This window comes from Pseudomonas sp. NPDC078700 (assembly GCF_044542375.1).
GTDB lineage: Bacteria > Pseudomonadota > Gammaproteobacteria > Pseudomonadales > Pseudomonadaceae > Aquipseudomonas.
The window spans coordinates 756632-775442 of the sequence record NZ_JBITUI010000001.1 but is presented as its reverse complement, the minus strand read 5'-3'; the positions used below and the strand labels follow the sequence as shown (position 1 = coordinate 775442).

25 protein-coding genes are annotated in these 18811 nt (G+C 53.5%); 21 read left to right on the top strand and 4 right to left on the bottom strand.

Going from position 1 to position 18811, the window contains the following annotated elements:
* Positions 1-167: 167 nt before the first annotated feature.
* On the bottom strand, positions 168-374 hold the full coding sequence (locus tag ACIGCM_RS03755) for a hypothetical protein (RefSeq protein ID WP_397500673.1): 207 nt from the start codon (positions 372-374) through the stop codon (positions 168-170).
* A 1003-nt stretch (positions 375-1377) separates the two neighbouring features.
* Here ACIGCM_RS03755 and ACIGCM_RS03750 point away from each other — a divergent pair.
* Positions 1378-1698 carry a DUF1654 domain-containing protein gene (locus ACIGCM_RS03750; protein ID WP_397500672.1) on the top strand — a complete coding sequence of 107 codons (321 nt, stop codon included), beginning with the start codon at positions 1378-1380 and terminating at the stop codon, positions 1696-1698.
* A gap of 66 nt (positions 1699-1764) precedes the next feature.
* Here ACIGCM_RS03750 and ACIGCM_RS03745 read toward each other — a convergent pair whose 3' ends face one another.
* The 3 genes from ACIGCM_RS03745 to ACIGCM_RS03735 form a co-directional block, all read right to left on the bottom strand.
* A complete protein-coding gene (locus ACIGCM_RS03745) occupies positions 1765-2301 on the bottom strand; it encodes a PIN domain-containing protein (protein WP_397500671.1) in 537 nt (178 codons plus the stop codon).
* 2 nt (positions 2302-2303) lie between these two features.
* On the bottom strand, positions 2304-3014 hold the full coding sequence (locus ACIGCM_RS03740; RefSeq protein WP_397500670.1) for a hypothetical protein: 711 nt from the start codon (positions 3012-3014) through the stop codon (positions 2304-2306).
* A gap of 152 nt (positions 3015-3166) precedes the next feature.
* On the bottom strand, positions 3167-4057 hold the full coding sequence (locus tag ACIGCM_RS03735) for a helix-turn-helix transcriptional regulator (protein WP_397500669.1): 891 nt from the start codon (positions 4055-4057) through the stop codon (positions 3167-3169).
* 104 nt (positions 4058-4161) lie between these two features.
* Here ACIGCM_RS03735 and ACIGCM_RS03730 point away from each other — a divergent pair, with 104 nt between their 5' ends.
* From ACIGCM_RS03730 to ACIGCM_RS03635, 20 genes are all read left to right on the top strand, one after another.
* Positions 4162-4356: a Cro/CI family transcriptional regulator gene (locus ACIGCM_RS03730; RefSeq protein ID WP_397500668.1), complete on the top strand. Its 195-nt coding sequence runs from the start codon at positions 4162-4164 to the stop codon at positions 4354-4356.
* Between the two features lie 283 nt (positions 4357-4639).
* Positions 4640-5077, top strand: a complete 438-nt coding sequence (locus tag ACIGCM_RS03725) for a phage regulatory CII family protein (RefSeq protein WP_397500667.1) — start codon at positions 4640-4642, stop codon at positions 5075-5077.
* Between the two features lie 72 nt (positions 5078-5149).
* Positions 5150-5848: a phage antirepressor KilAC domain-containing protein gene (locus ACIGCM_RS03720; protein ID WP_397500666.1), complete on the top strand. Its 699-nt coding sequence runs from the start codon at positions 5150-5152 to the stop codon at positions 5846-5848.
* Positions 5848-6594: a DnaT-like ssDNA-binding domain-containing protein gene (locus ACIGCM_RS03715; protein ID WP_397500665.1), complete on the top strand. Its 747-nt coding sequence runs from the start codon at positions 5848-5850 to the stop codon at positions 6592-6594. Before ACIGCM_RS03720 ends, ACIGCM_RS03715 begins: the two co-directional genes overlap by 1 nt.
* The gene (locus ACIGCM_RS03710) at positions 6591-7376 is read left to right on the top strand and encodes a replication protein P (protein WP_397500664.1); all 786 of its coding nucleotides are present in this window, start codon (positions 6591-6593) and stop codon (positions 7374-7376) included. The genes ACIGCM_RS03715 and ACIGCM_RS03710 overlap by 4 nt, the downstream gene beginning before the upstream one ends.
* Positions 7369-7611, top strand: coding sequence for a hypothetical protein (locus tag ACIGCM_RS03705; RefSeq protein WP_397500663.1), 243 nt, complete (start codon positions 7369-7371; stop codon positions 7609-7611). Before ACIGCM_RS03710 ends, ACIGCM_RS03705 begins: the two co-directional genes overlap by 8 nt.
* Positions 7608-8624, top strand: coding sequence for a tyrosine-type recombinase/integrase (locus ACIGCM_RS03700; RefSeq protein WP_397500662.1), 1017 nt, complete (start codon positions 7608-7610; stop codon positions 8622-8624). The genes ACIGCM_RS03705 and ACIGCM_RS03700 overlap by 4 nt, the downstream gene beginning before the upstream one ends.
* A gap of 24 nt (positions 8625-8648) precedes the next feature.
* Positions 8649-9086, top strand: coding sequence for a VRR-NUC domain-containing protein (locus ACIGCM_RS03695; protein ID WP_397500661.1), 438 nt, complete (start codon positions 8649-8651; stop codon positions 9084-9086).
* Between the two features lie 8 nt (positions 9087-9094).
* Positions 9095-9385: a hypothetical protein gene (locus ACIGCM_RS03690; protein ID WP_397500660.1), complete on the top strand. Its 291-nt coding sequence runs from the start codon at positions 9095-9097 to the stop codon at positions 9383-9385.
* Between the two features lie 10 nt (positions 9386-9395).
* Entirely contained in the window at positions 9396-9758 is a 363-nt protein-coding gene (locus tag ACIGCM_RS03685) for an antiterminator Q family protein (RefSeq protein WP_397500659.1), read from the top strand.
* A gap of 282 nt (positions 9759-10040) precedes the next feature.
* Positions 10041-10259, top strand: a complete 219-nt coding sequence (locus tag ACIGCM_RS03680; RefSeq protein ID WP_397500658.1) for a hypothetical protein — start codon at positions 10041-10043, stop codon at positions 10257-10259.
* Positions 10260-10473: 214 nt separating this feature from the next.
* Complete coding sequence (locus ACIGCM_RS03675) at positions 10474-11223, top strand: hypothetical protein (protein WP_397500657.1); 750 nt, start codon at positions 10474-10476, stop codon at positions 11221-11223.
* A gap of 122 nt (positions 11224-11345) precedes the next feature.
* Entirely contained in the window at positions 11346-11873 is a 528-nt protein-coding gene (locus tag ACIGCM_RS03670) for a terminase small subunit (protein ID WP_397500656.1), read from the top strand.
* Positions 11848-13797, top strand: coding sequence for a phage terminase large subunit family protein (locus ACIGCM_RS03665; RefSeq protein ID WP_397500655.1), 1950 nt, complete (start codon positions 11848-11850; stop codon positions 13795-13797). Before ACIGCM_RS03670 ends, ACIGCM_RS03665 begins: the two co-directional genes overlap by 26 nt.
* Positions 13794-14006 (top strand): primosomal replication protein PriB/PriC domain protein, encoded by a 213-nt coding sequence (locus ACIGCM_RS03660; protein WP_397500654.1) that lies wholly within the window; start codon positions 13794-13796, stop codon positions 14004-14006. Before ACIGCM_RS03665 ends, ACIGCM_RS03660 begins: the two co-directional genes overlap by 4 nt.
* Entirely contained in the window at positions 14006-15628 is a 1623-nt protein-coding gene (locus ACIGCM_RS03655; RefSeq protein WP_397500653.1) for a phage portal protein, read from the top strand. Before ACIGCM_RS03660 ends, ACIGCM_RS03655 begins: the two co-directional genes overlap by 1 nt.
* Positions 15618-17627, top strand: a complete 2010-nt coding sequence (locus ACIGCM_RS03650; RefSeq protein WP_397500652.1) for a ClpP-like prohead protease/major capsid protein fusion protein — start codon at positions 15618-15620, stop codon at positions 17625-17627. The genes ACIGCM_RS03655 and ACIGCM_RS03650 overlap by 11 nt, the downstream gene beginning before the upstream one ends.
* 82 nt (positions 17628-17709) lie before the next feature.
* Positions 17710-18024, top strand: coding sequence for a DUF2190 family protein (locus tag ACIGCM_RS03645; RefSeq protein ID WP_397500651.1), 315 nt, complete (start codon positions 17710-17712; stop codon positions 18022-18024).
* Complete coding sequence (locus tag ACIGCM_RS03640) at positions 18024-18344, top strand: hypothetical protein (protein ID WP_397500650.1); 321 nt, start codon at positions 18024-18026, stop codon at positions 18342-18344. Before ACIGCM_RS03645 ends, ACIGCM_RS03640 begins: the two co-directional genes overlap by 1 nt.
* The gene (locus ACIGCM_RS03635) at positions 18341-18796 is read left to right on the top strand and encodes a hypothetical protein (protein WP_397500649.1); all 456 of its coding nucleotides are present in this window, start codon (positions 18341-18343) and stop codon (positions 18794-18796) included. The genes ACIGCM_RS03640 and ACIGCM_RS03635 overlap by 4 nt, the downstream gene beginning before the upstream one ends.
* Positions 18797-18811: the final 15 nt, after the last annotated feature.

Sequence of the window (18811 nt, the reverse complement as noted above, 5' to 3'; positions counted from 1 at the left end):
GGACCACCCCATGCGAGCGCTTAAACGATGAAGATTTAGTAGTTGGTCATGGCTATCCCCTCTGGTTGATCGCGCCGTTCAAATGGCGGGCGCACGCCGGTCTCTGTAAAGCGCAGGCCCATATCCTGCAATCGGGTGAGGTAAGCCATCCATGGGCTATGGATGCGTTAATCTAGGCAGATATTGCCAGCGCCAGGCGTTTCAATGCTCTTGAGCATTTCCCGCTGCAGCTCACCGATAGCCCATGCGCAGGCCATGATTCCTGTCTCTCGGCAACTGGCATTGCTTGAGCTGAACCCTTCAAGGCTGATGCCATCCTTCGTGATGCTCACCTTGCCGTGACGTGTCAGCTTCATTTGCTCGATATTGTTCATTAAGGGGGTGCTCCGGTGGCTGGTATTGGTTGATTGATCTGGCCGGTCGTAAAGCCGGCTATCCCCAGGCTAACTTCCCCCTCAATGGGGGCCGATACAGCCTTGCTCTCTGCGGGCGACTGTGGAGCCGCTGATTCCGCCAATTAATATTAAGAGGGCTGTATCCCTCACCACGCCTCCGGTTTTCTGGGTACGCTCGGAGCTACGTTGCGCTGCGTGTCTGCTTTCCACGCCGCAGATCAATCACCAATAACAACTATTGAATGAGTGCCAGTCTTTCCCAGCTGTCACTGACCCGCATGCTCCTGCCGTATTCCTCGCGCAGTAATCGGTTATCACCGCCTGCGGATTGCCCGTATTCCACGGCCACCGGTTCATGTGGCGCGCCAGCGCTCACGTCAATTCTTGAATTCGATTAACCCGGTCCCGCTACTGGCGACAGACCGGGGTATTGCATAAGCAGTGATCCACTTCCGCCGTGGAGACGCCTCGTACCCGCTGCTGATTGCAGGTCGTAGGTGGTCATTGGGTTGGCATCGGGGCTTCCTGTTCACGCTGCTCGATCAGCATTGCAGCGCGGTCATAGGTATTACGACATGCGGCGCACAGCCCCTAGCGCCTGATTAAGTAGGCACACCGCATGAAGTCCGGCGCGCCATATGCCGAAGCTGGCGCGCTAATTCGATTTTTTGTTTCGCCGCATTCGCGTTCCGGGTCATTCACTCGGTTAGGGCATTTCGCCCTCGGCAGCCGTATGGATTCCCATCGTTGGCAGGCTTTCCTCGTTCACCTGTCTGCTCGCCGGTCGCCGGTAGAGGCAATGCGGTTTGTGTTGCGTCAAGTTCTTAAAGAGTGGCGCCTTTCGGCTGGGCCGTTGTGCTGGCTTGAGATGTAGTTAACCATCGGTTTATTTAATCGTCAATACCGATGGTTAATTTATTTTTCGTAAGAATGGAATATGCTTTGCGCATTGCTGTATGGATAAACAGTATTAAGGTGAGAAATGGCTAAGCACAGAAAACAAGACCAACAAGCCCTTGAGCCAATGAGTGGCGTAGAAAGATTGCGGCTGCGGGTGTCTTCGATGATCAATCACCCGGTAGCGCAGGTTCAGCGCTGGGTGAAGGTTCATCGTCTTGATACGGATGGAGACAGGGAGTGGAACGAGGTGCTAGGGGAGGTAGAAGACTCAGACGGTATCGCAATGGAGTTCGACGATGACGGGGCGGTCACGTTGAAATGGGAGGCTCTGACTGATGATAACTACATTGCTGAGGCCCATGAGGCGCCTGAGGTTGAGATCGAGGAACCCGCGCCTTTCTGATGTCTGAAGATTTTGCCGGGGCAGGGCGCTAGGCGCAAAAAAGCCCGCTGAGTGGCGGGCTTAGGATCATTCTAAACTAGGGGCTATCTCATGATGAAAATTAAGCTGTTCAGGATTGGCTTCGATGCTCGCAAGGGATCTGGCTAACAGTCCGACTGATTCAGCCCTTTTGTATATCTGTTTGTCATGGGTCCAGATTTCTTTTGCTCCCGAGGCAACAGAAATCGCAAGAATTTGTCGGTCATACTTAAGCTTGGCCATTGTTGAGTCAGGGTCAAGCTGCTTCATTTCCGCATTGCTGACCATCATGGCGCACTCCACGGCCGCTAGCTGATCGAATGAAGATATTTCAATGCACTTTACCCCATTAATTATATCAAGATGGGCCTGGTAGCTTTCGCGACGTATACCTATCAGATACTCGGCCAGAACAGGTGCAGGAAGAACCACAACGCCATTAATTGCCTCAATTCTCTCAACAAGTGCTTCGGCGCGCATAAAGGCGTTATCTACCGCCTTTCCAGATAGCGGGTCTCGAAGCTCTTTAGCATCTTCATTCTGCATAATCTGGACTAAGACATTTGTATCAATAACGATCTTCAAGCCTAACCCCTAGTTTCCAAGATATTGGAATGGGCGGTAGGAATATCGTTCCAGTCGACCCCTCCAGCGGCCTTAAGCCTGGCTATAGCTTCCTTGAAGCCGATATCTTCTAACTTGGAAAAGCTACTGATTCTTAGCTTCACTAATTTCCAAGCCCCGTCGCTTGATCTAACCCACTCGCCATCACCATGAAGGCGCACTTGCTTGAAAAGAAGCTGCCCAAGCCTCTCTGCCACCGCAATATCCGCCTCGCACAGTAAGCTTTCGTTGTCAGCCCCCTCGAGCCTAACCGGAATAGTATCGTCCTTACCCCCAACGCTATACAGGCGGCCTTGAACGCTTGATGGCTTAACTATTCGAAGGGGTGGAGATTCAATCTTTACCTTTGGAAATTGGAATATTGTAGCTCCGCCAGACCGTATCGACCCACCCGTTCCATCTGCAGCCATGTACTCAGAGAGGGTTTTATAGGCCGCCACTGCGGATTTTTTACCGAGCCCACCAGAGACCTCTCGTACTTGATTCATGACAATCGGGTAGGCCTTGTCCTCAATGTTAGACATCAGCTGAGCGGAACCCGTATCAACCCGATCAAAATGGACCGCCTCCTCGCTACCGTAAAACGCAGATAGTGCGCGCAGGTATCCTGCAAGCCGCTTCATTGAAAGTTGGCCTGGGCTTAGATCGTCAAGGTAAAGCGTTAACTCTTTCATACTGCGATTATAGCCATGCTCGGAAATCAATCACTATTAGCAATTTTCTATTTGTTTTCTTGTTGCCAGCCCGCAAGGCTTGCCTCATAAATTCAATCAATTTAACGGTTCGCGATCACCTACCATTTATCACCCTATTTCTGCACAGCCGCTCACACAAGGTGGGCGTTCCAGACCAGTAAGACGCGCGCTTGGATAAAGGTCATATCCTTGCGAATCTTCCGATCCTTGTGCATCGAGTTGTCCGAGATCATCTCAAAGTGATCTTCGTCAATGACCTGCAATCGCTTTATGTAAATGTGGTCTTCCCAAGAAAACAGGTAGATCCCGTCGCCGACAAACTCCCTCACGCTGATATCTACTATCAACGGGTCACGGTGCTTGATAGTGGGTTCCATCGACTGGCCCCAGCCCGTTACCATTTTCAGATGGAAATGTTCTTGGAAATCGACGCCTAGATCTCGAAGGTGTTGCGGGCTGACGCGTACGTCTTTAAATGTTTCAGGGAAGTCGTGCGCAATCTGACCTCCACCCATTGCTGCTCTAACATCGTAATGGGCAATCCAAACCTCATCACCAACAAGGCCTGGTCGTGAGAAATCAGCAGTTATCACATTGCTCGCGGTCACCTCAGTGGCCGTGTCCTCAACAACGTCAGCGATTTTCTGACGAGCGTCCTCAGAAAGATTTTGGCCATGTTTGGCAAGCATTAGCTTGACCAGGTCGGCCGACGACTTGCCGGTGCCTGAGCCGGTGCCGGTCCGAACATCGGAGGCCGAGGTTAATGCTCGTATCTCTTTAGCTAAGCGCTCGCTGAAAGCCTCCACTGGCTCTTGCAGCATCCGAGCAAGTACAGCCGCGAATTGAGCATTCAAGGGGTTAATCCCCTTGAAGTACAAGTTCACCGCAGCCGGCGTCATGTTCGCCTCGTCGGCGATTTTCTTCTGACTCAACTTCAGTTCGTTTTTCTTCGAAAGGAAGAGAGCGTGCGCCTTCTGGCATTCAGCCATGCGGTCTGGCGGCAGGATACGTTTTTTAGTCATCGGGAGAATGTATACCAACGGTTAAATATTAGAAGAAACCATCGGTATTGATTTAAAGTTAACAGATGGTTAATATCGGCCTCATCTACAGCCGAGGCTTGATCATGAACGAGACCCCTCTCGACAAGTTTGTTGCTGATAAAGGGCAGTCAGAAGCCGCACGGCTTTTGAATGTGACGGCCCCGGCAATTCACAAGGCGCTTTCAGCAAAGCGGGATATCCGCGTTCTGGAGCTTCCAGATGGAAGTTTCCAGGCTAAAGAGCAGCGCCCGTTTCCATCACAGAAGACTGCTGCTTAGCCGCCAGTGAAATCACTGCGCGGTCGAAACCCGCCTGCGCACCATTCGACTGGCTAGGCCTAAGCAGCAAACAGTTTTTATCAAGTCGTCCACCAAATCGAAGCTGATCATATAGCGGCATCACTTCAACAAAGGCGGCGATGTAGCAACGAAGGGCAAGTAGTTCGCCCTGTAGTGATTCAACGGTCGGTTGCATTGGGAAATCCCTCTCAATTGATCTGATGACCAAAGGATGCCCGGGCTCTATATCGGGCGCCACGCGAGAAGAAAAGAGGTTTTCGCAATGGAACAGTTCGAACGCACGCTTCATCAGGAAGTTAAAGCCGACGGCGGTACGTCATTAGCCAAGCGCATGGGTGTGAATGAAACCCGTCTTTTGGATTGCGCTAACCCGAACCGCGAAAACCACCGCATGAGCATTGAGCTGTTTGGCCAAGTTCTCGCCCACCTGCCTGAAGATGCCCGTCGCCGTGTTCTAGGCGCACTGCTGGAAGAGTTCGGTTATGGACTTGTGTCTCGGGCAGTAGCCCCGGAATGCTCGCCACTGCAAGCACTGGTCGATCTGGTGGCTGAGTCCGCAGACGTTACCCGCGCCGTACATGACGCCTTGGAGGACGGCCGCATTACCAGTACTGAGCACTTCAAGATTCGTCGCGAAATAGGTGACGTTCGCAACAGCCTGGATTCGCTGGAAGCCCTGATCAAAATTAAGGTCGCCTGAATTACAGGCACAAAAAAGCCCGGGGGCAACCGGGCTTCTTCAACAACATTTACCTATCGAGGTAAGGCGATTATGAACCAAGTAATGAAGATCGACAAGCAGGTCACAATGAGCAGTCGTGAGATTGCTGATATTTGCGAGAAGCTTCATCGCAATGTTGTGCGTGACATCCAACGGATGATCAAAGAGCTAAAATTAGATGTGCTCAGTTTTGAGCACATCTATCAGGACAGCCAAAACCGCTCTCAGACTGAATACCTTCTCCCGCGTGACCTCACTGAAACTTTACTGACTGGTTACAGCATCCCATTGCGTCACCGTGTCGTGACACGTTTACGCGAGCTTGAATCTGTGTCGCAACCGCGCTCAATGATCCCGCAAACACTGCCTGAGGCTCTGCGCCTTGCCGCTGACATGGCTGAGCAGAACTCGCACCTGCGCTTAGTTGTTGATGAACAGCAGCCAAAGGTCGAGGCGCTAGAGCGTATTGCTGTGGCCTGTGGGTCGATGTGCCTGACGGATGCCGCTAAGCAACTTGGTGTGCAGCGTATCCATCTTCTTAATTGGATGGCTGCTAATCGCTGGATCTACCGTCGCTCAGGTTCGGCACGCTGGATTGCATTTGATCCTCGTCTGCGGGCAGGGCTGCTCGAGCACAAGGTCACTGTGATTAGTCCAGGTGATGAGCTTGAAGAGCGTATTGCCTCACAGGTGCGTGTGACCGCAAAAGGCCTCTCTGTACTCGCTCAAAAGATGGGAGTGCGTAGCTAATGGCTGGTGACTGGATCAAATTCGAACTAACCACGCTTGATAAGCCGGAGGTTTGTCAAATTGCTGAGCTTGCTGATATCGACATTGACGCGGTAGTCGGAAAGCTAATGCGCGTCTGGGCATGGTTCGACCAACAGACCGAAGAAGGTAACGCTCCCAGCGTTAGTAAAAAGTTACTCAATCGGCTTGTTGGTGTTAGCGACTTTTGCGAGCACATGAAGTTTGTTGGTTGGATGGTAGAGGTTGACGGCGTTATCAGCCTTCCTCGGTTTGATCGTCATAACGGTAAAACCGCCAAGAACAGGCTGCTCACGGCTAAACGCGTTGCTAATCACAAGTCAGGTAACGCTAAAGGTAACGCTAAGAGCGTTAGTGATGCGTTACCTAAAGAAGATGTAGATGTAGATGTAGATTTAAAAGCCTCTCCAAAAGGCGCCGATGAAATTAACCCAAACGATCCGGTGGAAATGTCACTGGACTGGATGCCTTGCCCCAAGTTGCTGAAAGCTTATGCATTCAGGGCGGGGCTTAACCCTCTGCTATTCACCGCCGAGTCAATCGCGCCGTTTACCTGTCATTACAAGCCTCTGAGTCGCCTAGAAACCCAGGAGTCGTGGGTAAGTCTGCTGGTTAAGTGGTTCATCCGCGATAAGGCCTATCAAGCCAATAATGTCCATAAGCTGCCAGTCAAACAGTCCGCAGCGCTAGATTTTGATAAGACTGGCTGGCTTGGGGGTGAGGCATGAAGGCAGCAGTGGCTATCACCAAGAATATCGTTCGATCTGGCGTATCAGGTTGCCCTGAAATACCCCAGCACAAACCAAACGTTGAGAGCACAGTCGCGTCCCTGAGTCCTCAAGACCGTCTGGCCGTGGAAGTGTTGATCAACCGGCTCTTCCGAGAAATACGAGATGCACGCCCAGCTTGGCGCCAGGCATGGGGAACAAACGAAGCGTTAGCGTCTTCGAAAGTCACATGGTTACGGGCGTTCATCGAGGCTGGCATTAACGACTGGGATCGGCAGATCGAAGTGGGCCTGAAGGGCTTGCGAGCTGAGCCAAGCGACTTTGTGCCTAGCCCCGGCAAGTTCATCAACTGGTGCCGACCAACAGCAGAATCTCTCGGCTTGCAAAGTCCTGAGCGGGCTTACCAAGAGGCGTGCCGCAACGCTCACCCATCAACCAGAGCGGCAGCAAAATGGTCGCACCCGGTTACCTATCACGCAGCGATCGATGTAGGGCTTGATGTGCTGATGCAGCTCAGCGGGGTTGATACCTGGAAGCTTTTTGAACGCAGTTACTCGGTGATGATACAGCGAGCGGTGGATGGTCAGGCGCTCGGGGAGGGTACCTCCATAGGGATTGGGCACGACAGTCAAAAAACTGCGTTCGAGCTTTCTGAGGAACATAGCCTGCAGCACGCTCTGTTAGTGCGCGAAGCCCAAGGCATAAGCCTTTCTGGCCAACCAGCCCGCGCTGCGCTGTTGGCGAGCATGGGTATCAATCGTGTGGAGACCAGCAATGTCTGAAGCAATCAAATTCCGCGTTAAGCGCGACGCAGCGGGCAAAGTCATTCCGAGATGCTGGATTACCGACACCGGGTACACCGTGGCTGAGTGCCGTCTGCCCGAGTCTCGCTACACCATAACCCGCCCAGGCGGCTCACTGCCTTTTGCTTACACTGGTGAAAAGGATGATGTGCGCAAGCTGATCAGCGCTGACATCCAAGCCAGCCAAGGTCTACCAGTCGAGCCCGCAGCATGAGCAGATCCAGCGCGGGCATGCGCACCACAGGCGATGTGGTGCTGTGGTGGTTGGAGCGGGTTGAGCAGAACCGCGCCACCTCCGACAGTTACAAGCGCAGCGCCCGCTCAATGGTGCGTAAGAATATTGTGCCCGCCGTAGGGAAGGTATTGATCAGCAAGCTTGATCGTCGGGTTCTGGATGACAAGCTGGTGTGGCCGATGGTTCAGGATGGCAAGAAGGCTGGCACTCAGCAGAAGGCGTTTCAGGCTCTGCGCCAAGCCTTTTTGATGGCAGAGAAAACGGGGCGCATTCAGGTTAACCCTATGGCCTCGCTGACCTTCAAGAGCTTTCACCCTGGTGCGATCGGCAGTAAGCCTGCAAGCCTTTCTCGGGTTGACTTGCCGGCACTTGTACAGAAGCTGGCAACGAACTTTGACCGTGACCCGGTGAATGGATTGCTCCCGTTGATGATGCTCGCGCATGGCACCCGCATCGGCGAAACCCTTCTTGCGCAGTGGTCGCATATCTCGTTGGTTGAACGTGTATGGGTGCTACCTGAGCTTAATTGCAAGTCGCGCCGTCAGCATCTATTGCCACTCACACCTCAAGCGCTGGCGCTGTTGGCCAGGTATCGGCAGGCATTGCCAGATGCTCGGACACAGGCTGATTGGGTATTCCCGGTAAGGGGTGGCGCTCGGTTGGCAGCTACCTCAGCCAGTTCAATGTTCCGCACGGTGTCGGGCGGCAAATGGTCGAGCCATGACCTACGCAAGTTGATGCGCGATTGCTTGGCGGATCTTGGCGTCGACTACTTCATCGGTGAGCGGTTGATCAATCACAGCTTGGGCAAGGTCTCGGAAACATACCTGACGCGGGATGTGATGGATCGATGCCGGGAGGCACTAGAGCGCTGGCATGCCCGCCTTGATGAGTGCGGGTTTTCAATTGCAACCGGTCTAGATATGGCCGCTCCTGCATCTTCACAAAACACCGAAACGCTAGAGCCTTCGGGCGCTCTGGCCTTTTCCTGAATTTTCAATTGTAGAGGATGAAGAATGGCCGCAGCGATCAAGAAATGGGCACTTCCCAAGCCAGTGCGGCGCCCCTCGGCAGACTTCGAAGGCCGCGAGCAAACCGCCTTGATGCGTTGGTTGTTGGTGCGCCATCCAGAGGCTTTTGAGTTGACCTACCACGTACCCAATGGCGGGCGTCGGGACAAAGTGACCGGGGCAAAGCTGAAAGCCCAAGGTGTTAAAGCTGGCGTACCTGACCTGGTACTGGCCCAAGCCCGCGGGGGTTACTTCGGTCTGTACTTGGAGTTCAAGGCGACCCCTCCGAATGACGCGGCAGTCTCTAAAGAGCAAAAACAGTGGGTGCACACCCTGACAACTCAAGGTTATTGCGCCGTGGTGTGCAAGGGCATGAATGAAGCGATAAAGGAAATCACCTGCTACCTCAGCCAGCCCCTAACTGCTCAGCGGGTGGCCGGGTGAGCCAAGGCATGCGAAAGCTCGACCGGTGCGAGGTATGCGTGGGGAAGGGCGTTATCAAGGGGATATTTCACCGGATGGCTTGCGCCGGCTGCAATGGCTCAGGGTTGGTTGATCCGAGCACCCGGTTAGCTCTCGACTACCCAGAGTTGGTCGAACAGTTGCGGGTGAGGTTGGACCACGCAACCAAAGGGCTTGAGCGACTAAAGCGCGGAATTCGACCGGTAACCGGCGTCGAGGCTGATTACCAAGGTAAGAACAACAAACGTCACCCAGGTGGCGGCAACTACACAGGCGATTAAGGGGAAAGTCATGAAGCACTTAAGCGATACAGAGTGGTTGCTAGAGCAGTGGGGGCGGTGGCGCACGAGCGGGTCAGGTATACCTCGCTATATTTCGCCATCATTTGCGATCATGCGTGACCATATCGGCTCAACTGTTCCATCTGCCTGCATCAAGGATGAGATGGCCATGGAGGTGGATTCGATCTTGGCCATGCTGTGCAAGCGTTCCCCTCAGATGGGCGATGCAGTATGGCTTTACTTCGGCGCCAAGATGTCTGCAGTGAACGTTGGTCGCAAGCTGGGCTGTGGTGAGTCCAAAGCTCGCGAGCTCGTTAAAGCTGGCGTGGCGTGGGTTGATAGCCGTTTGGAGTTATTGCGCGAAGCCGCTTGACATCCTCGGGGATGAAGTGGCATTTTATGCCTATCTTGCGGTTTTACCGTTTGAAAAAGCCCCAGCATTCGTGCCGGGGTTTTTTTATGCCCACGATTTGTGCTGCTCAGGCCTCTACCGCCCGATAACTAAAGGGTGAGATATGCAAACTTGAGCGGCTACTAGACCCTCATCTGCTCCCCAGCAGAACCTTGGCGCCTTGTGCGCCTTTTTTATTTGCAGCGCGATGATCCTGCAGCGCAGGAGGCATATATGCACCTGTTGACTAGGAGTTCTAAACCGATGAGCCAAGCAGCCACAGACACGCTTGCTGAAGCGGCTAAAGCAGCCCCGGCTGTTGCTGTGGCTATTACTGGTGCCACCGGCGCAATCGATTGGTCGAACATCTCATACATGATGGTTGCTCTGTATACGTTGTTGCAGATCGGCTTGTTGATCCCTCGCTATTTTCGGGAGTGGCGCCGTATCAAACGTGGTGACATCGAGGGCGACAAGGCGTGAAACCCGCTGATAAAGCCAAACAATGGCATCGATTATGGTCGGTGCGGCTTGCGGTGTTGAGTGCGGTTTTATCTGCGTGTGAAGCGCTAGTGCCGTTATGGCAGCCACACATGCCAGCCGGAGTATTCGCTGGGTTGGCAACCATGGTTGGCATCGCTGCAGCTATTGCTCGAACAATTAAGCAAGAGACGCTGCCAAGCGACTGAGGTAAAGCATGTTCAAGGTTGAGGCGGATGGTCTAGCGGCTCAGCTTGCAGCGTTAACGGACCTTGAGAAAAAGCAACTGCCCTTTGCCACTGCACTGACGTTAACCCGGACCGCTGAGAAGGTTGAGCAGCGCTTAGTGGGGGAGATGCGAACAGTATTTGATCGGCCTACATCATGGACGCTCAATAGCCTAAGGGTATTCCCCGCTACCAAGCAGAAGCTGGTGGCGCGGGTATGGATGAAGAACGAGGCGGATAAGTCATCACCTGCAACCAAGTGGCTCTCGCCAGAGATATATGGCGGGCCGCGACAGGACAAGCGTTCTGAAGCAATGCTTAGGCAGCGCGGCATCTTGCCCGCTAACAAGTACATTGTGCCTGGTGCAGGGGCTCAGCTTGACCAGTTCGGCAACCTTAAGCGAGGACAGATCACCAAGGTGCTCTCGGGCATAGGTGGGTTCACACAGCAAGGTTATACAGCGAACGCTTCAGGCAGCAGAAGAAGCAGGGCCAAGGGTAATGCCAGGCGTTACTTCGTCATGTATGACTCACAGCGCCAACCGATAGGGATAGCTGAGCGCACAGGCCGTGGCCCCAACAGCCGCGCCAAGCTACGAATCATCATGGCTTTCGTTAGCAAGCCCAGCTACAGCAAGGCTTTCAACTTCTTTTCAATTGCTGAGCGTGAAGCAGAAGCGCAGCTGCCTGTGCAGTGGCGCTTGGCCTTGGCTCAGGCGCTGTCAACGGCGCGGCGATAGGCTTTATATATCGAAAAGGTACTCCTGAGGGGGTGCCCCAATGGGGGTAATTCGAGTCCCGACGTTTCACTTCATATGAATTTTTTCTAGGTGGGCCGCTTCCGGTTCCGCTCGAGGCAACTATGGCCACGCAAGTTGAAGTCGCCGCTCATATTGATTTGAGTGATCGGCAAGTGCGAAGCCTGGTTGCAGAAGGCGTCCTGCCTGCATCTAAGGGCGCTGGCGGTTTGAATATTGACGCCTGTCGATTGGCTTACATTCGATATTTACGGGGCATGAGCAGCGGCCAGGTTAAACCGGAAGTCCCCCCTGATATCGAAGGGGTTGATCCGCTGGCTGAGATGAAGCTGACCCAAGAAAGACTGCGGCTAACTTCAGCTCAGGCTGAAGGACAAGAACTCAAAAACGAAGTCACCAAGCGCAAGTCAGTACCAACCGACTTTGCGACTTTTGTGCTGTCGCGTTTGGCTGCTGAAATTGGATCGATTTTAGACACTTTGCCGCTAACCCTTAAACGCCGGCACCCTGATTTAGAGGTTCGGCATATTGAGACAGTGCAACGCGAACTGGCCAAAGCCCGCAACCGGTCGGCGACCTTGGATGACCGCCTAACTGGATTGTTGAATGAGTATCTCGACGCCGCAGATTGAGGAGCTTGGCAAAGCGATCAGTCTAGGCCTCATGCCGCTTATGCGGCCGGTACCGCAAACACCTGTTGAATGGGCTGATGAGAATTTCTATCTCTCAAGCGAATCCAGCTATCAAGAGGGCCGCTGGGAGACATTGCCGTTTCAAATTGCAATTCTCAATGCCATGGGCAATGACGAGATCCGCACAGTCAACGTGATCAAGTCTGCTCGGGTCGGTTACTCGAAGATGCTGATTGCAGCGTCGGCTTACCAGATCGAGCACAAGCGCAGAAATATCTTGCTGCTGCTGCCAACTGATGGTGCAGCACAAGGGTTCATGAAGTCTCAAGTTGAGACCATGATTCGTGATGTGCCAAGCGTATTCGCATTGGCGCCCTGGTATGGCAAGAAGCACCGGGATAACACGCTCGACACTAAACGGTTTAGCCATTCGAAGCAGCTTTGGTGCTTCGGTGGCGCTGCTGCCAAAAACTATCGTGAGAAGTCGGTCGATACCATCATTTATGACGAACTGGCAGCTTTCGAGCCAGACGTTGAGAAGGAAGGTTCGCCAACCTTCTTGGGTGATAAGCGTATTGAGGGTTCGACTTTCCCGAAGTCAATTCGCGGTAGCACGCCGAAGATTAAGGGCACATGCCAAATTGAGGCAGCTGCAAGCGAGTCGCCACACCTTTTAAAGCTGCATATACCTTGCCCGCATTGCGCCGGTTCGCAACACCTCAAGTGGGGTGGAAAGGACTGTGCATACGGGATCAAGTGGGACCCTGAGAGCCCAGCATCAGCTTGGTACGTGTGCGAGCACAATGGCTGCGTGATTCAGCAACATGAAATGCAAGACCAGCACGCAAAGGGCCGCTGGATATGCGAAAGAACAGGTATCTGGACTCAGGACGGTATTGATTACTTCGACTCAGAGGGGCAGGCGATACCAACACCTGAATCTCTGACGTTTCATATCTGGACTGCTTACAGCCCTTTCACAACATGGGGCCGCATAGTCCTGGACTTCTATAAGGCCAAGGGCGATATCAGCAAGCTCAAGACCTTCACCAACACAACCCTTGGTGAAACGTGGGAAGAAGATCAAGGCGAGAAGGTTGAATGGGAAACGCTCTACGGTCGCCGTGAAGTCTACCCGCAGGTTCCGCTAGCTGGATTGGTTCTTGTAGGCGGTATCGATACACAAGATGACAGGTACGAGGGCCGGGTTTGGGCGTTCGGCGCCGGCGAGGAAAGCTGGTTAGTTGACCGCTGGATATTAAACGGCGACCCGGCCAGCGACGAGTTGCGTCGCAAGGTTGGATTAAAACTGCATGAGCTATACGCGCGCGCAGACGGCACTCAGATGAAAGTCGAGCGCTGGTGTTGGGACTCTGGTGGTCACTACACAGACGAGGTATACGCAGAGAGTCGCAAGCACGGCGTGCAATGGGTAGTGCCCATTAAAGGTGCCAACATTTACGGTAAGCCAATTGCGAACTTCCCACGTACCCGAACCAAAGGCAGCAAGGTTTACCTGACTGAAGTCGGTACCGACAACGCCAAAGAGCTGATTTACAACCGGCTCAAGTTGCAGCCCCAACCCGGGGTTAGCGTACCTGGCTGTATTCATTTGCCGACAAACGATGAGATCTGCGGCGAAGACGAACTCAAGCAGCTAACCGCAGAAACCAAAAAGCTAAAAATTGAACGCGGTGCAAGGGTGTATCGCTGGGATGCAGGCGGGCGGCGCAACGAAGCACTGGACTGCTGCGTGTATGCCCTTGCCGCACTTCGCATCAGTCAGCAGCGTTTTGGTCTTGATTTAGATTTGCTTACCGCGCCGCGCTCGGTACCAAAAACAGAAACCGCCAACAAGCCAGATCAGCCGAAGCCAGCCGCTTCAGGTTGGCTGCAAATTGATCCTGGGAGTTCATGGATATGACCACAGCACAGCAAATGGTCGATAAATATATCGAGGCCGAGTTGGCTGTGCTTGACGGCCGCACTATCACTTTCGGCGGGCGTACTTTGAGCATGGCTGACCTTAAAGATATTCGTGAAGGCAGGCTCGAGTGGGAGCGCAGGGCAAGTGCCGCAGCAGGCTCCGCAGCAGGTCGCAACAAAGGCTACTCATTGGCGACATTCAATTGATGAATATCATCGACAAACTAATAGCACCGTTTGCGCCTGGCGCAGTGGCTCAGCGCTTGGCAGCTCGTCAGTTAATTCGTGCTTATGAGGCTGCGCGCCCCAGTCGCACGCATAAGGCCAAAGGTGAAGCCCATAGTGCTGACTTGGCTATCAGTCTTGCAGGGCGATCATTGCGCGAGCAAGCGCGCTGGCTGGATGAAAACCACGATTTGGTAACTGGACTCTTTGACCGGTTGGAGGAGCGGGTTGTTGGCGCACCGGGCATAGGTATTGAGCCATTGCCCTTAACGCTCGCGGGTGACGTTCATCTTGAGTTTGCTGCTCAGATAAAAGCCGAGTGGTCTGAATGGTCACTCAAACCCGAGTCATCCGGTGAACTGACGCGGCCCCAGGTAGAGCGTCAGATTTGCCGCACTTGGTTACGTGATGGCGAAGCTCTTGCGCAGAAACTGCGCGGTAACATTCCCAACTATAAACACCTCACGGCAGTGCCGTTTGCTCTGGAGATTCTTGAGCCAGATTATTTGCCGCTGGACTTCAACGACCAAAGCAAAGGCATCCTGCAGGGGATCGAGCGGGACAGTTGGCGCCGGGTTCGCCGATACCACCTGCACAAAGCACATCCCGGAAACATGCAGGGTTACTACCAAGATACTAAAGCGGTTGATGCAGATCGCATCATTCACATCGCCAACCGCAAACGAATTGGTCAGAACCGCGGTGTATCACTACTGCACTCGGTGCTGATCCGGTTGGCGGAAATTAAGGACTACGAAGAAAGCGAGCGTGTTGCCGCCCGCATCAGCGCGGCTCTTGCGATGTACATCAAGAAAGGGATTCCGGATAACTACAACGCCCCAACCAATGGCGAGAAAACCGCAGAACGTACGTTCCCAATCGCACCGGGCATGGTCATTGACACGCTTATGCCGGGTGAAGATATCGGGATGATTGAAAGCAATCGACCGAATCCATTTCTTGAAGGGTTTCGAAACGGTCAACTGAGAGCTGTTGCCGCTGGCACCCGGGGTGCTTACTCGACTGTTTCCCGCTCTTATGACGGCACGTATAGCGCGCAACGCCAAGAGCTTGTTGAAGCCCAGTTGGGTTACGACCTGCTTCAGCACGACTTTATTGATTACTGGTGTCGCCCGGTATACCGGGACTGGCTATCGATGGCCATCGCCTCGGGGCGGATTAAAGTGTCTGCTGATGTTGATCCGCGCACCGTATATGGAGCGGTTTATCAAGGCCCAGTGATGCCGTGGATTAACCCAGTACATGAAGCCAATTCATGGGAAACCCTGGTCAAGGCTGGCTTTGCCGATGAGGCGGAAGTTGTCCGGGCTCGTGGCCGCAACCCGCAGGAACTTAAAAAGTCTCGGGCGTCAGAGGTCAAGAAAAACACAGAGCTCGGGCTGATATTCAGCTCCGATGCCGCGCACTCCGTAAGTGGAAAAGATGAGCTTTCGGCAGTTGAAGCGGTGCAGAAAGCCTACCTCGGTGTAGGAAAGATGATTACCGAGGATGAACCTCGGGAAATGGTTAATCAGCACGGCGGAAACTTGAAGGTTCCGGGCCCTACGTTTGAAGAAAAACAGGTCAAGCCAAATGAAAAATGACAACAAGCGCTTAGCTGGAAAGCCAGTGGATATTCAGCGCGGCATAAGTGCCTACGCCACCCAAGACTCAATGCCCGCCGCAATCGCTTTATACGGTGTGATTGGTATTGATTTCCGTGCAAGAGACTTGGCTGCGGCGCTGGCGCAACACTCAAAAGCGAAAGAGCTGGATATCTATGTCCACTCAGCTGGGGGTAGCGTTGTTGAAGGCCTAGCCATGTACAACATTTTCCAGCGTTTCGAAGGCTTCAAACGATTTCATATCGACGGGATAGCCGCCTCAATGATGAGCGTCGTCATCTGTGCTGCAGATGAAGTAGTCATGCCTGATAACACTCAAGTAATGATCCATCTACCTCGCCTTGGTCCGAATGAGGGCGGGATGGTGGCAGATGACCTTCGTGATTTGGCAGATCACCTTGATGAGTATGGCGAAAGAATGCTCGACGCTTACGTTCGCCGCACGGGTCAGCCTCGAGATGTGATGCTCAAACTGACGCGAGAAGAGACATATTTAACTGCCATCGAGGCTCTTGAGCTTGGTTTCGCAGACACAGTAACCACTCCACTAGAGATGGTGGCTCAGATCAACCTCGACCAACCCCAGGAGCAATTGGCGATGGAAACAATTATCTCACCGGCCGCACCGGCCACTGCAATCGTAAAGGAGCCTATCGTGGCCACTAACCAAGATGCGCCGATCGTTGTGTCGGCAGTTGTACCAACTGAAGCAGAGGTAGTTGCTTCGGTACAGGCCAAAGAGCAATCTCGCCGCGTCGCGGTGACTGCGTCGTTCGGTGGTTTTGCTGCCGTCCATGCTGATTTGCTCAATGCTTGCCTGCTCGACATGAGCGTCACACCAGAGCAGGCCAAAGACAAACTGCTCGCTAAGCTGGGCGAGGGAACAACCGCTACTGCTACCAGTGCCCACGTTCATGTAGATAACGGTAATCTGGTTGGCGACTCTGTGCGCAACAGCATCGAGGCTCGTTTGGGTCTGGTTGCTGCTGAGTCAAGCAACCAGTTTATCGGCATGAGCCTTATGGAATTGGCCCGCGCATCCCTGTCTCATCGCTCCATCGGCATTGCTGGCATGGACCGTAATGGCATTGTCGGCCTGGCATTCACTCACAGCTCGAGTGATTTCGGTAACCTGCTGGCCGACGTTGCTCGCAAGTCCATGCTGAAAGGCCTTGAGGAAGCAGAAGAAAGCTTCCAGAAGTGGACAGCCAAAGGCACGCTTAGCGATTTCCGCGAAGCAAGCCGAGTTGATCTGTCCACTTTCCCAAGTCTGCGCGTTGTGCCTGAGGGTGCCGAGTACAAGTATGTGACGGTGGGTGATCGCGGCGAGAAGATCATGCTGGCTACCTACGGTGAGCTGTTCAGCATCACCCGTCAGGCAGTTATCAACGATGACCTTTCGGCCATGACGCGCGTTCCTCAATTGATGGGCCGAGCAGCCATTCGCACTGTTGGCGACCTGGTGTACGCGGTTCTGGGCAACAATCCAAAAATGTCGGACGGCAAGGCGCTGTTCCATGCTGACCACAATAACAAGTTGGCAGCAGCTGCGCTGTCTATCGCTCGCATTGACGAAGCGAAGAACAAAATGCGCACCCAGAAGGATGGCGCATCGGTTCTTAACATCCGTCCTGCGTACTTGCTAACTCCAGTAGCAATGGAGTCGACAGCCAAGGCCTTGCTAGCTGCTGAGTACGACCCAGCGCTTGTTGATGCAAAAGTTCCGAACCCTGTTCGCGGCATTGTTGAGGTCATCTCGGATGCTCGCCTTGATGAGCAAAGCGTCAACACCACTTATATGTCTGCCAGTCAGTCTATGTACGACACCATTGAGGTGGCTTACTTGGACGGCAACGACCAACCGTACCTTGAGCAGCAACAAGGCTTTACCGTCGATGGTGCTGCTTTCAAGGTTCGCATTGATGCAGGCGTTGCTCCGCTCAGCTGGCGCACCATGGTTCAGTTGCCAGGCGCTTAACAGCGTTTAAGCGTCACCCCCAAAGCCTCGCAAGTGCGGGGCTTTTATTTACCCTGATTTTGCCAACTGGAGATCCACTCTCATGGCTAATAATTTCGTTGAAGATGGTGATGTGCTCACCATGATCGCCCCTGCTGGCGGCGTTGTATCTGGTACGCCAGTTGCCATTGGCACCCTGGTGGTAGTTCCAATCACTGATGCGGCTGTCGGTGAGCAATTCGGCGGCAAAACCAATGGCGTCTGGAGTATTCCAGTTGCTGCTGGTCTTGCGGCCGGGGCGGCTGTTGGCATTCTCGACGGCGAAATTGTTGCCGCTGCCACCGCAGAAGCAATTGCCTGCGGTAAGTTGGTAACCGCTGAGACTGGCGGATTTGCCGACTGGATGCTCATTAACTAATGGACGGTCGGTTTGGGCGGTCGCTGTCACGCCTGCATGAAGTGTCAGCGACTCGCCTTTCCGATTCAGTTGGTAGTTACCAATGTGGTTCTAGCCTGCCAGTGATCGACATAGACCTAATGGTTGATCGTGGAGTTAACCTTGAAGGTGCTGACAGCATGTTCATGGCTAATACCGTGGCAATTTCATGGCCTGCCTCTGCTTTAGCCGACGTTGCTCGTGGTGGTGTTTTCACTGTTGGGCAGGAGCGATTCGCCGTCGAGAATACCGTTGCAGATGACGGCCATTACCTGACAGCTATTTGCACGGTGGCAAGATGAACTTAATCAGTGAGGGCCGTAAAGCCTTGGTCGAGCGCCTTGGCATTATCACGCCCGGTAATGGGTTCAACTCAGATGCTGGAACGCGAGTTAAATCAGGCTGGGTCAATGAAATCATCAAGGACGCTGATGCCGCATACCCACTTATCGTTGTTCAGCGCGCTAAGGGTCAAGCACCAAGCCCTGGGCCTAATGCGCTGAAGATATCACCTGGTTTTTACGTAGTAGGTGCGGTGAGCGTTGGCACAGACTACGAGGATGCTCTCGATGATCTTGAACTTGACCTTCTGCGCTGCCTGATTCCAGAAGAGAAGCGTTTCCCTAAGTGGTTGCCCCCTGGCGTCCTTGGTATCAAGTTCGGTGATCCAGAGCAGTTTCCTCCCGCTGAAGGGTTAAGCGCCGCGACAGTTCTGATCCCCGTATATCTACCAACAATTATTCAAGCCCAGTGAAACTCAACCGAACCC